Below are 13,600 nucleotides of genomic sequence, written 5' to 3'. Positions count from 1 at the left end.
AGAAGCGGCCGACGGGCCTGGGCAGGTTGGTTACCGACGGGTAGCATGACGGTGAAGCGGCGCCGCTCACATCCCCTCGTGCGATGGTGAGCGGCAGCCTGCCCACTTGAACCGTTGGTCCCTGGGAGGAGAGCCCCCGTGCCTCGTACCGTGAGGGACGTCGTCTTCGTCGACGGCGTCCGCACCCCGTTCGGCAAGGCCGGCCCGAAGGGCATCTACCACGAGACGCGCGCCGACGACCTGGTCGTCAAGTGCATCCGGGAGCTCGTGCGCCGCAACCCGAACCTGCCCGTCGAGCGCATCGACGAGGTCGCCATCGCGGCCACCACGCAGATCGGCGACCAGGGTCTGACCATCGGCCGCACCGCCGCACTGCTGTCCGGCCTGCCGAAGTCCGTCCCCGGCTACGCGATCGACCGCATGTGCGCCGGCGCGCTGACCGCCGTGACCACCACCGCCGGCGGCATCGCCTTCGGCGCGTACGACGTGGTCGTGGCCGGCGGCGTGGAGCACATGGGCCGCCACCCGATGGGCGAGGGCGTCGACCCGAACCCGCGCTTCGTCTCCGAGAAGCTGGTCGACGAGTCCGCCCTGTTCATGGGCATGACCGCGGAGAACCTGCACGACCGGTTCCCGCACCTGACCAAGGAGCGCTGCGACGCCTACGCCGTGCGCTCGCAGGAGAAGGCCGCCAAGGCGTACGCCAACGGCGACATCCAGCCCGGCCTGGTGCCGATCTCGGTCCGCAACACCAACCCCGAGGTCGGCGAGACCGGCTGGGGCCTGGCCACCGTGGACGAGCCGATGCGCCCGGGCACCACGATGGAGAACCTGCGCGGTCTGAAGACCCCGTTCCGCCCGCACGGCAACATCACCGCGGGCAACTCGGCCGGTCTCAACGACGGCGCCACCGCCTCGCTGCTGGCCGCCGAGGACGTGGCCGAGGAGCTGGGCCTGCCGGTCAGGATGCGCCTGGTCTCGTACGCCTTCGCGGGCGTCGAGCCCGAGGTGATGGGCATCGGCCCGGTGCCGGCGACCGAGAAGGCGCTGGCCAAGGCCGGTCTGACCATCGACGACATCGGCGCGTTCGAGGTCAACGAGGCCTTCGCCGTCCAGGTGCTGGCGTTCCTGGACCACTACGGCATCGCGGACGACGACGAGCGGGTCAACCCGTACGGCGGCGCGATCGCGTTCGGCCACCCGCTGGCCTCCTCCGGCGTGCGCCTGATGAACCAGCTGGCCCGCCGCTTCGAGCAGCGCCCGGACGTCCGCTACGGCCTCACCACGATGTGCATCGGCTTCGGCATGGGCGGCACCGTCATCTGGGAGAACCCGCACTTCGAGGGTGGTAAGTGAGCATGAGCACCACGACTGAGCTGCTGACCCGCGGCGCCGAGCTCTTCCCCGGCGAGGTCGTCACCACCGCGCACGTGCGCCACCTGGACCTGCCGCTGCAGGCCGGCCGGCTGGCCCTGATCACCCTGGACAACGGCTTCGACCACACCAAGCCGACCACCTTCGGCCCGGGCTCGCTGCTCAAGCTGAACGAGGCGCTGGACCAGGTCGAGGCGGAGGCCGCCGAGGGCACCATCGTCGGTGCCGCCATCACCGGCAAGCCGTTCATCTTCGCGGTCGGCGCCGACCTCAAGGGCGTCGAGCTGCTCAAGGAGCACGGCGACGCGCTGGCCATCGGCAAGGGCGGCCACGAGGTCTTCAAGCGGATCGCCGCGCTGCCCGTCCCGACCTTCGCGTTCTACAACGGCGCGGCGATGGGCGGCGGCGTCGAGGTCGGCCTGCACTGCGACTACCGCACGGTGTCGGCGGGCGTCCCGGCGTTCTCGCTGCCCGAGGTCTTCCTGGGCCTCGTCCCCGGCTGGGGCGGCTGCAGCATCCTGCCGAACCTGATCGGCCCGGCGAAGGCCGTCAAGGTCATCATCGAGAACTCGATGGCGCAGAACAAGCAGCTCAAGGGCAAGGACGTGTTCGAGCTGGGGATCGCCGACGCGATCTTCGAGCCGGCCGACTTCCTGGAGCAGTCGCTGCTCTGGGCGGCCCGCGTGCTCACGGGCGACGTGGTCGTCGAGCGCGAGGCGATCGACCGCGGCAAGGCCTGGGACGACGCCGTCGCCTGGGGCCGGCTGGTCGCCGACGCCAAGGTGCACGGGGCGGCCCCGGCCGCGTACCGGGCGCTGGACATCATCGCCCGGGTCAAGGACGAGAACCTGCAGGCCGGCTTCGACGCCGAGGACGCGGCCCTGGCCGACCTCATCATGGGCGGCGAGCTGCGCAGCGGCATCTACGCCTTCAACCTGGTGCAGCGCCGGGCCAAGCGCCCGGTCGGCGCCCCGGACAAGTCGCTGGCCCGCCCGGTCACCAAGGTCGGCGTCGTCGGCGCCGGCCTGATGGCCTCGCAGCTGGCGCTGCTGTTCGCCCGCCGCCTGGAGGTGCCGGTGGTCCTCACCGACATCGACCAGGAGCGCGTCGACAAGGGCGTGGGCTACGTCCACGCCGAGATCGACAAGCTGCTGGAGAAGGGCCGGATCGGCAAGGACAAGTCCAACCGCCTCAAGGGCTTGGTCTCCGGCTCGCTCGACAAGGCCGCGGCCTTCGGCGACGCCGACTTCGTGATCGAGGCCGTGTTCGAGGAGATGGGCGTCAAGCAGACCGTCTTCGCGGACCTGGAGAACGTGGTCTCGCCGACCTGCGTGCTGGCGACCAACACCTCCTCGCTGTCGGTCACCGAGATGGCCTCGAAGCTGAAGCACCCGGAGCGGGTCGTCGGCTTCCACTTCTTCAACCCGGTCGCCATCCTGCCGCTGCTGGAGATCGTCCGCGGCGAGAAGACCGACGACGCCTCGCTGGCCACCGCCTTCGGCGTCTCGAAGAAGCTGAGGAAGACCTCGGTGCTGGTCAAGGACGCCCCGGCGTTCGTGGTCAACCGGATCCTGACCCGCTTCATGGGCGAGATCCAGACGATCATCGACGAGGGCACCCCGATCGCCACCGTCGAGAAGGGCGTCGAGCCGCTCGGCCTGCCGATGTCCCCGATCGTGCTGCTGGAGCTGGTCGGCCCGGCCATCGCCCAGCACGTCTCGGAGACCCTGCACGGCGCGTTCCCGGAGCGGTTCGCCGTCTCCGAGAACCTCGGCAAGGTGGTCAGGGCCGGCAAGCGCGGCTTCTACACCTGGGTGGACGGCCAGCAGGTCCTCGACCCCGAGGTGCTGGAGCTGCTCTCCTTCGGCGACACCGTGCTGACCGAGGAGCAGGTCCTGGCCCGCGCCCTGGAGGCCGTGGCGCAGGAGATCGGCCTGATGCTGGAGGAGGGTGTCGTCGCCGAGGCGCAGGACATCGACCTCTGCATGATCACCGGCGCCGGCTGGCCCTTCCACCTGGGCGGGATCACCCCGTACCTGGACCGTGAGGGCATCTCGGAGCGGGTGAACGGCAAGCGCTTCCTCGCCCCGGGCGTGGCCTCGGTGCCCGCCTAGCCGCGACGCGCGAAGGGCCCCGGTGACCTTGATGGTCACCGGGGCCCTTCGCGTTCCTCCTGCGGCCCTTCGCGCCCCTCCTGGGGCGCCCCGCCCGGGGCCCCGGCGGGGCGGTCAGCGCTTGAGGCGGTAGACGACGGTGTCGGCGAAGACGCCGACCATCTCGTAGTGGGTCTCCAGCAGGTTCTCGATCTTCGGGATCATGCCGGGCTGGTACGGCGCGAGGCCGGAGTCGTCGACGACGACCTCGGGCAGGCCCTTGGCGATCTCCTGGTCGAAGGTCTGCCAGGCGTTGGCCATCGAGAACTGCTCGCCGACGTTGGCACTGCCGTCCTTGCCGCCGCTGTAGTTGGTCAGGAAGCCCGCGGTGAGGTAGCGGCTGGCGGGCTTGCGGTCGGCGAGCCAGTACAGCTCCGGGTGCATGCCCCAGACCAGCACGGTGTCCTTGGGGGTGGTCTGCGCGGCGACGGCGGTGGCGACCTCGGTGGTGCGGTCCAGCCGCTCCCCCGGCCAGGCCAGCGCCAGGCCCCAGAAGAAGGTGGCGGCGGCCGTGGTGTATGCCAGCACCGGCTTCCAGCGGACGGCCGAGGTGGCGATCGCCCCGGTGCCCAGCAGCACCAGCGGCGGCATCAGCTGGAGGTAGTAGTGGCCGAAGAAGTGGAAGCCGACGCTGACCGCGACGACCGAGGAGAGCAGCCACATCCACAGGTCGGTGGTGGAGCCGTGCTCCTCGCCGGCGACCGGCAGCGGGCGGTGCCGGTACTTCAGCCAGAGCCGGCGGCCGACCGGCAGCAGGAAGCCGAGGCCGGCGCCGATCAGGATCGCCGAGTTGCCGAGCGCCCGGCCGACCATCTGCAGCAAGGCGCCGCCGGCGGTGGCGTAGTCGCCGCTGCCGGTGACCACCCAGAACAGGAAGCCCTTGGGCTTGGTGAGGATCACCGCGACCAGCGCTATCGGCAGGGTGAAGCCGAAGCCGATCTTGAGCAGGGCGGGGATCCAGCGCACACCGCGCCGGCGGGCGTCCTGGAAGAGCATCCAGAGCACCGGCAGCAGCACCGCGCCGCCGGTCTGTTTGGTCAGCGAGCAGAGCGCCACCGCGATGCCGGCGGCCAGCCAGCGGCGCCGCTCCGCGTAGCGGAAGGCGGCCACCATGGCGGGCAGCATGAAGACCTCGAAGGTCGCCGCCTGGGTGTCCTCCGGGGAGAGCCCGATGGAGACCAGCAGGTAGAGCAGCCCCGCGCCGACGCCGGCCCGGTCGCCCCAGCGGCCGCGCGCGATCGAGGCCAGCAGGATCGCGGTGACCAGGTGGGCGACCACCGCCAGGGTGCGCAGCGGCCAGAGCGAGGCGGAGCCGAAGACCGCGAAGCAGGCCTGGTAGAGCCAGGGCAGCAGCGGCGGCTTGCGGTCCACCACGGTGTCGTAGAGCACGCCGCCGTCGGCGAGCATCCGGGCCTGGGTGGCCAGGAAGCCCTCGTCGGGGCTCCAGACCGGGCGGATGAAGGACGGCAGGTGGGTGAGCAGGGCGACCAGGGCCAGCAGCGGCACCAGCCGCGACCAGTAGCCGGTCTTCACGCGCTCCCAGCCGGAGGCCGGGGGTACCCCCACGGGCAGGCGCTCGGCGAGCGCGGAGAGACGGGATCGGATGGGGGTCGGCACGGATGACAACCTACCGGGCGGGATCGGCGCGGGCAGCGCCGGTCCCGCCTTTGGTGCGATTATCAGCCCCAGGCCGGTGCGACTGGTACAGAGCTGTCACACACGGCCGGGGCGGGACGGCGGCACGGGGCGGCGGGTCAGGCCTCGACGGTCACGTCGAGGCGGGAGACCAGCGCGGCCACCCGGCGGGCGACGTCCGGGGCGGTGAGGCCGGTCTCGGCGAGGATCTCGGGCCGCGAGGCGTGGTCCAGGAACTCCTGCGGAATGCCGAAGTCGCGCACCGGCAGGTCCACGTCCGCGTCGCGCAGCGCCTGGGCGACGGCCGCGCCGACGCCGCCGACCCGGCCGTTGTCCTCGACCGTGACGACCACCCGGTGCTCGGCGGCCAGGCTGGGCAGCGCCGGGTCGACCGGCTTGACCCAGCGCGGGTCCACCACGGTGGAGGTGATGCCCCGGGCGGCCAGCAGGTCGGCCACCTCCAGGCACATCGGGGCGAGCGCGCCGACCGAGACGATCAGCACGTCGGCCCGGCGGCCCTCCTCGGCGTCCGGGTTGACGCGCAGCAGGTCCATGCCGCCGACCTTGCCGACCGCCGGGACGGCCGGGCCGACGGTGCCCTTGGAGTAGCGGACCACGGTCGGGGCGTCCTTGACCTCGACGGCCTCGCGCAGCTGGGCGCGCAGCTGGTCGGCGTCGCGCGGGGCGGCGAGCCGCAGGCCGGGGACGACCTGCAGGATCGACATGTCCCACATGCCGTTGTGCGAGGCGCCGTCGTCACCGGTGACGCCGGCCCGGTCCAGGGTGAAGGTGACGCCCAGCTTGTGCAGGGCGACGTCCATCAGGACCTGGTCGAAGGCGCGGTTCAGGAAGGTCGCGTAGACCGCGAAGACCGGGTGCAGGCCGCCGGTGGCCAGGCCGGCCGCGCTGGTGACGGCGTGCTGCTCGGCGATGCCGACGTCGAAGATGCGCTCCGGGAAGGCCTCCGCGAAGGGGGCGAGGCCGACCGGGTGCAGCATCGCGGCGGTGATGCCGACGATGTCCTCGCGCTCGTGGCCGAGCGCGACCATCTCCTCGGCGAAGACCGAGGTCCAGCTCCGGCCACCACCGCTCTTGATCGGCAGGCCGGTCTCCGGGTGGATCACGCCGACCGCGTGGAAGCGGTCCTCGTCGTTGTTCTCGGCGGCGTGGTAGCCGCGGCCCTTCTCGGTGAGGCAGTGCACGATCACCGGGCCGCCGAAGCCGCGCGCCTTGGTGAGCGCGGACTCCAGGGCGGTGAGGTCGTGGCCGTCGATCGGGCCGATGTACTTGAGGCCGAGGTCCTCGAACATGCCCTGCGGGGCGATGAAGTCCTTCAGGCCCTTCTTGGCGCCGTGCAGGGTCTCGAACAGCTGCTGGCCGACCACGGGGGTGCGCTGCAGCGCGTCCTTGCCCCAGGACAGGAAGCGCTCGTAGCCCTGGGTGGTGCGCAGGGTGGCGAGGTGGTTGGCCAGGCCGCCGATGGTGGGCGAGTAGGAGCGCTCGTTGTCGTTGACGACGATGACGACCGGGCGGTCCTTGGCGTCGGCGATGTTGTTGAGCGCCTCCCAGGCCATGCCGCCGGTCAGCGCGCCGTCGCCGATCACGGCCACCACCGGGTCGTGCTTGCCGAGCAGCTGGTTGGCCTTGGCCAGGCCGTCGGCGTAGGAGAGGACGGTGGAGGCGTGCGAGTTCTCGATCACGTCGTGCTCGGACTCGGCGCGCGACGGGTAGCCGGACAGGCCGCCCTTGGTGCGCAGGCCGGAGAAGTCCTGGCGGCCGGTGAGCAGCTTGTGGACGTAGCTCTGGTGGCCGGTGTCGAAGAGGACGCGGTCGCGCGGGGAGTCGAAGACCCGGTGCAGCGCGATGGTGAGCTCCACCACGCCGAGGTTCGGGCCGAGGTGGCCGCCCGTCTTGGAGACCTCGGTCACCAGGAAGGTCCGGATCTCCTGGGCCAGCGCGGTCAGCTGTCCGGGCGTGAGCCGGTCGAGATCGCGCGGTCCCCGAATGCGGGTCAGCAGGGCCACCCGTTCCTCCTCGTTCAGTGTTCGCGGACCGCGGGGGCCCGACGGGCGTCGCTGCCCGGTGTCGACCGGTCGAGTCTAATGTCCGCCCACCGGACGCCGGGCGGCGCGTCCGGTGCCGACGGCCGGTACGCGCCAGCCACCTCGATGGTCACTCTTTCGAGTGAACCTGGAAAACCGGCGTGTCGGTGTGCGTTCAGGAGCGGGCGACCGCGAGCGCGCTGGAGTCGCCCGCCTCGCTCATCACCAGGGCGAGCGCGCCCAGGACCTCCGCGCGGCCGCCCAGGGTACCCGGGACCACCGACAGCTGACGGGCGGCGCTGGGGATGGCGTAGCGGGCCACCGAGTCGCGGATCGGCGCGAGCACCAGCTCGCCGGCGTCGGCGAGGTCGCCGCCGAGGATCACCCGGCGCGGGTTGAGCAGGTTGCACAGGGTGGCGACGCCGGTACCGATCTGCCGGCCGGCGTCGGCGATCACCCGGCGGCAGCCGAGGTCGCCCTCGCGGGCCAGCTCCACCACCCTGGGCAGGGTGAGCCCGGTGCCGAGGGTGGGGGTGAGCAGGTTCAGGAGGTAGCGGGAGCCCACGAAGGTCTCCAGGCAGCCCCGGTTGCCGCAGCGGCAGACCGGGCCGGCCTCGTCCAGGGTGATGTGGCCGATCTCGCCCGCGGTGCCGCCCGGCCCCCGGTAGATCTGCCCGTTGACCACCAGGCCGGCACCGACGCCGCTGGCCACCTTGATGTAGGCGAGGTCGTTCAGGCCCCGGCCGGCACCCCAGACCAGCTCGCCGAGCGCGCCGAGGTTGGCGTCGTTGTCGACGTGCACCGGCATGCCGAGCCGCTCGGCCAGCTCACGGCCGGGGGCGATGCCCGTCCAGCCGGGCAGGATCGCGGTGGAGCCCAGCGCGCCGGTCTCCACGTCGATCGGGCCGGGAACGCCCAGGCCCACGCCGATCACCTTGTCGGGGCGGAAACCGGCCTCCGCGAGCAGCCGCCCGACCAGGGCCTCGGCCCGGTCGAAGCCCTGGGCCGCGGAGACGTCGACGTCCATCGGGGCGCTCTCCTCGGCGAGCACGCGGTGGGCGAGGTTGCCGACGGCGACCCGCAGGTGGGTGTGGCCGAAATCGATGCCCACCACGATGCCCGCGTCCCCGCTGAGCGAGACGCTGCGGGCGCGCCGGCCGCCGGCGGAGGTGTCGGCCACCACGACGGTGCCGCTCTCCTTCAGTTCCCGGACGATGTTGGACACGGTGGCCGCCGAGAGGCCGGTCCCGCGGGCGATCTCGGCCTGGGTCAGCGAACCGGCCATCCGCACCGCGCGGAGCACCCGCTCCAGGTTGGCCCGGTGCAGCGAGGACTGCGAGCCCGGTGTGTCCGTCGACATGATCCACCCTCCCAAGGGCGCGGGGACCCCTCCGCCGGGCGTCCCCTTTCAAGTCCTGAAGCCTAGGCCCTCCCGTGGAAGGTGAAGGCACGGCGGAGGGACGGCGAAGGGACGGCGGAGGGGCGGGGGCCGGGCGGGGGCCGCGAGCGGGCCCGGCCGGGCCCCCGGGAAGGGCCGGGGAGCAGGTCAGCGAGGTGGGCCGGGGACTGACAGCGCCCCAGGTCGGCGCGGGGACGGCCGGGCTTCCGGGTTCCGCCGCCCGTCCGAAAACCGACCCCCCGTACGATGGTGCCCAATCTCACCTGTCCCGCCGGTCACGGATCGTGCGCCGAGCCCGGGACGCTTCCAGACATGACGGGGCAACAGATGGCAGGGGATCACCCCATACCGGGAGCTGGCGAAGCTCCCGGCGGTGGACCGGACAACCGGGGCGTCGCGTTCGGACGCAAGCCGGGCGGCGTCGACCCGGCGGCCGTGGCGGACCAGCAGACTCAGCTCGACGGGGCGGCGGTCCCCGGTCAGGCCGCGCCGGCGGCCCCGGCCGCGCCGCCCGCCGCACCACCGGCACCGCCGGCCGCGGCTCCGGGCGGGTACGCCTACGCGCCCACCGCCCCGGCCTTCCCCGCGCAGGCACCGGCACCCGGCGCGCCGGTCGGCCCGTACGACCCGGCCCCCGGCCAGCCGCAGTTCGGGGCCCCGGCGCAGCAGCCGTACGGCTACGCGGCGCCGCCGCCCGCCGACGGCGGCGCCGGGTACGGCTACCCGCAGCAGGGCGGCTACTACCCGGGCGCCCCGGTGCCCGCCCCGCCCAAGCGGCGCAACCCCGTCATGGTCTGGGGCGGCATCATCGGCGGTGTGCTGGCGATCGCCATCGTCGCCGCGCTGGTCGTGCTCTTCACCGACGACAACAAGAAGAAGGACGACCCGCCGGCCGCCTCCGGCGGCAGCACCGGCCAGGTCACCGGCGGGACCTCGCCGGACGTCAGCGGCAGCACCTCGCCGTCGGCCGCGCCGAGCACCAGCAGCGGCGGCACCGGGGGTGGCGGCGGCAAGGCCGGCGCCTACAACCTGGCCTGGGCGGCCGACAAGCCGGCCAGCTCGGTCAGCGGCACCACCCGGCTGCTCGCCATCTGGGGTGCCGAGAAGGTCGCGGTGCGCGCCGACACCACCGGTATCCGCGCCGTCAACACCTCCGACGGCAAGGAGGCCTGGACCATCCCGGTGCCGTCCGGCGCCAAGGAGTTCTGCACCGCCTCGTACAACGCCAATTCCAAGCACGTCGCCGCGATCTCGCTGAACACCGGCGACAGCGACTGCTCCACCATCGCCGCCGTCGACCTCACCACGGGCAAGCTGTCGTGGACCGTCAAGGTCGGGCAGAGCCGGATGACCTCCCCCACCCTGACCATCACCGACAAGGTCGTCGGCATCGGCGCCAACACGGCCGCCGCGGTCAACGTCGCCGACGGCTCCGCGGTCTGGGCGTTCCAGCCGCGCGAGAAGGACTGCAGCGTCTACGGCACCGCCGCCGGCGCGCAGATCGTGGTCACCGACCGCTGCTACGGCCTCAACACCACCGTCAAGTCGCAGCTGGTGATCGTCGAGACGGACACCGGCAAGGTCGCCTCGCCCGCGCCGCTCACCCTGACCGGCAGCATCGAGCGGGTCGACAAGGTCCTCTCCGACCAGCCGCTCGTGCTGTCCATGTCCAGCGGCGCGAACGGCGACTACGTGCTGCCGTTCGACAAGACCAACAAGCCGGGCACCCAGATGCCCGTCAAGGAGCCCGGCTACGACAGCCTGCGGCTGAGTGGCCTGGCCGACGCCTTCACCCAGAGCGTGGTCAGCGGCACCACCCTGTACGTGCAGACCAACCCGAGCAAGCCGGCCGTCAACGCCTACGACCTGACCACCGGCAAGCGGCTCTGGTCGACCGACGGCAAGGCCAAGGACGGGCTGCGGCTGGTCTCCGGCACCGACAAGGACGGCAAGGTCCGGGCGATCCTGGACATGGGCTACGGCAACGACGCCAAGCTGGTGGCGCTCGCCCCCGCCGACGGCGCGGTCAGCGAGCTCGGCAACCTCACCGTCGGCAAGGACTCGGCCTTCAACATCGGCATGAGCACCAACGAGTTCGTCCTGAACTCCGACGGGTCGCTGTACGGCTTCTCCCGCGGCAGCTTCGACGCACCGGTGTTCAAGTACGTCAAGAAGTGACGCCGCGCGGGCGGGGCGGAGGGGACGCACGGTTCCCCTCCGCCCCGCCCGCCCCGTATCCGGGCATATACCGACGGGCCCGGCGGGCGGGCATGGCAGGATGCCAGGCATCAGCCTGACAAAGGAGTCCCGCGAGTGCCCGGCACCAACCTGACCCGTGAGGAGGCCCGCACCCGGGCCGACCTCCTGCACGTGGACGCGTACGACATCGAGCTCGACCTGAGCTCGGCCCGAGAGGGGGGCACCTTCCGGTCCACCACCGTGGTCCGGTTCACCGCCACCACCCCGGGCGCCTCCACCTTCATCGACCTGGTCGCCCCGAGCGTCGAGGAGATCGTCCTCAACGGCGAGCGGCTGGACACCGCCGTCTTCGCCGACAGCCGGATCGCGCTGGCGGGCCTCGCCGCCGAGAACGAGCTGCGCGTCGTCGCGAACTGCGCCTACACCAACACCGGTGAGGGCCTGCACCGGTTCGTCGACCCGGTCGACGGCGAGACCTACCTCTACACCCAGTTCGAGGTGCCGGACGCCCGCCGGGTCTTCGCCGCCTTCGAGCAGCCGGACCTGAAGGCCGCGTTCACCTTCACCGTGACCGCGCCCGCCGGCTGGAGCGTGATCTCCAACTCGCCCACCCCCGAGCCGGAGGGCGAGGGGGACACCCGGGTGTGGCGCTTCGCCCCGACCGGCCGGATCTCCTCCTACATCACCGCGCTCATCGCGGGCCCCTACGTCGGGGTCTTCGACGCCTACGAGAGCGGCGAGCAGAAGGTGCCGCTGGGCATCTACTGCCGGCCCTCGCTGCGCGAGTTCCTGGACGCCGAGGCGATCTTCGAGGTCACCAAGCAGGGCTTCGACTACTTCCAGGAGAAGTTCGACTTCCCCTACCCGTTCCCCAAGTACGACCAGCTCTTCGTGCCGGAGTTCAACGCCGGCGCGATGGAGAACGCGGGCGCCGTCACCCTGCGCGACCAGTACGTGTTCCGGTCCAAGGTGACCGACGCCGCGTACGAGGCCCGCGCCGCGACGATCCTGCACGAGCTCGCCCACATGTGGTTCGGCAACCTCGTCACCATGGAGTGGTGGAACGACCTCTGGCTGAACGAGTCGTTCGCCACCTACGCCGAGGCGGTCTGCCAGGCCGAGGCGCCGGACTCGAAGTGGCCCAACTCCTGGACCACCTTCGCCAACCAGATGAAGACCTGGGCGTACCGGCAGGACCAGCTGCCGTCCACCCACCCGATCATGGCCGACATCAACGACCTGGAGGACGTCCAGGTCAACTTCGACGGCATCACCTACGCCAAGGGCGCCTCGGTGCTCAAGCAGCTGGTGGCCTACGTCGGCCAGGACGCCTTCTTCGAGGGTGTGCGCGCCTACTTCAAGCGGCACGCCTGGGGCAACACCCGGCTCGGCGACCTGCTCGGCGCGCTGGAGGAGGCCAGCGGACGCGACCTCAAGGCCTGGTCCGCCGCCTGGCTGGAGACCGCCGGCATCAACGTGCTGCGGCCCGCGCTGACCCTCAACACCGACGGCGAGATCGAGTCCTTCGCCGTGCTCCAGGACGCCCCGGCGCTGCCGGCCGGCGCCAAGGGCGAGGCCGTGCTGCGCCCGCACCGGATCGCCGTCGGCCTGTACGAGCTGACCGACGGCGCGCTGGTGCGCACCGACCGGATCGAGCTGGACGTCGACGGCCCGCGCACCGAGGTGCCGCAGCTGGTCGGCCGCCACCGCCCGGCCGTGATCCTGCTGAACGACGACGACCTGTCCTACGCCAAGGTCCGGCTGGACGAGGACTCGCTGGCCGTGGTCACCGAGCACCTCGGCGGCTTCACCGACGCGCTGCCGCGCGCGCTGTGCTGGGCCTCCGCCTGGGACATGACCCGCGACGGCGAGCTGGCCGCCCGCGACTACCTGACGCTCGCCCTGTCCGGCCTGCCGGGCGAGAGCGACATCGGCGTCGTCCAGTCGGTGCACCGCCAGGTCAAGCTGGCGCTGGACGCCTACACCGACCCGGCCTGGCGCGAGCAGGGCCTGGCCCGCTGGGCCGAGGCCGCCGAGGAGGCGCTGCGCGCCGCCGAGCCGGGCAGCGACCACCAGCTGGCCTGGGCCCGCGCGCTGGCCGGCGTCGCCCGCACCGACGGTCAGCTCGGCCTGCTCGCCGGGCTGCTGGACGGCACCGCGCAGATCCCCGGCCTGGCCGTGGACACCGAGCTGCGCTGGACCCTGCTGGGCCGCCTCGCCGCGACCGGCCGGGCCGACGAGGCCGCGATCGCGGCCGAGCTGGCCCGCGACAACACCGCGGCCGGCCAGGAGCACGCGGCCAGCTGCCGCGCCGCCCGCCCGACCACCGAGGCCAAGGCCGCGGCCTGGGCGTCCGTGGTGGAGTCGGACGAGCTGACCAACTACGTGCAGGCGGCGGTGATCGCCGGCTTCCAGCAGGCCGACCAGCGCGCGCTGGTCGCGCCCTTCGCGGAGAAGTACTTCGCCGCGGTCAAGGGCGTCTGGGAGAGCCGCAGCCACGAGATCTCGCAGCAGATCATCACCGGGCTGTACCCGTCGCTGCTGGTCGAACAGGCCACGCTGGACGCCACCGACGCGTGGCTGGCCTCGGCCGAGCCGGCGCCGGCGCTGCGGCGGCAGGTCGTCGAGGCGCGGGCCGGGGTGGAGCGGGCGCTGAAGGCCCAGGCCGCCGACCGGGCCGCCGCGGCGCGCTGACGTCCCGGTTCCCCCTCCGCCCCGCGCGGGCGGAGGGGGAACGCACGAGGGGGCGCCGGACCAGGTGCGGCGCCCCCACGGGGGCTGTGCTGGGGGTGGTGGGC

Annotated in this window: 7 protein-coding genes; 4 read left to right on the top strand and 3 right to left on the bottom strand. The window is 72.5% G+C overall.

Annotated elements, in window-relative coordinates:
• The first annotated feature begins 138 nt into the window (after positions 1-138).
• Positions 139-1,356, top strand: a complete 1,218-nt coding sequence (locus tag ABT093_RS23425; protein ID WP_350567441.1) for a thiolase family protein — start codon at positions 139-141, stop codon at positions 1,354-1,356.
• A 2-nt stretch (positions 1,357-1,358) separates the two neighbouring features.
• Positions 1,359-3,488, top strand: coding sequence for a 3-hydroxyacyl-CoA dehydrogenase NAD-binding domain-containing protein (locus ABT093_RS23420; protein ID WP_350567439.1), 2,130 nt, complete (start codon positions 1,359-1,361; stop codon positions 3,486-3,488).
• 114 nt (positions 3,489-3,602) lie between these two features.
• Here the strand turns inward: ABT093_RS23420 and ABT093_RS23415 are convergent, their stop codons facing one another.
• The 3 genes from ABT093_RS23415 to ABT093_RS23405 form a co-directional block, all read right to left on the bottom strand.
• On the bottom strand, positions 3,603-5,144 hold the full coding sequence (locus ABT093_RS23415; protein WP_350567437.1) for an ArnT family glycosyltransferase: 1,542 nt from the start codon (positions 5,142-5,144) through the stop codon (positions 3,603-3,605).
• A gap of 137 nt (positions 5,145-5,281) precedes the next feature.
• Positions 5,282-7,186 (bottom strand): 1-deoxy-D-xylulose-5-phosphate synthase, encoded by a 1,905-nt coding sequence (dxs, locus tag ABT093_RS23410; protein ID WP_350567434.1) that lies wholly within the window; start codon positions 7,184-7,186, stop codon positions 5,282-5,284.
• A gap of 193 nt (positions 7,187-7,379) precedes the next feature.
• Complete coding sequence (locus tag ABT093_RS23405) at positions 7,380-8,564, bottom strand: ROK family transcriptional regulator (RefSeq protein WP_350567431.1); 1,185 nt, start codon at positions 8,562-8,564, stop codon at positions 7,380-7,382.
• Positions 8,565-9,038: 474 nt separating this feature from the next.
• Here ABT093_RS23405 and ABT093_RS23400 point away from each other — a divergent pair, with 474 nt between their 5' ends.
• Together ABT093_RS23400 and pepN are read left to right on the top strand one after the other, a co-directional pair.
• Positions 9,039-10,781, top strand: a complete 1,743-nt coding sequence (locus ABT093_RS23400; RefSeq protein ID WP_350567428.1) for an outer membrane protein assembly factor BamB family protein — start codon at positions 9,039-9,041, stop codon at positions 10,779-10,781.
• A 135-nt stretch (positions 10,782-10,916) separates the two neighbouring features.
• Positions 10,917-13,496, top strand: coding sequence for an aminopeptidase N (gene pepN / locus ABT093_RS23395; RefSeq protein ID WP_350567425.1), 2,580 nt, complete (start codon positions 10,917-10,919; stop codon positions 13,494-13,496).
• Positions 13,497-13,600 lie beyond the last annotated feature (104 nt).

Source organism: Kitasatospora sp. NPDC002551 (assembly GCF_040296005.1).
Lineage (GTDB): Bacteria > Actinomycetota > Actinomycetes > Streptomycetales > Streptomycetaceae > Kitasatospora.
The sequence above is the reverse complement of the archived record's forward strand: the minus strand, read 5'-3'. Positions and strand labels throughout refer to the sequence as shown.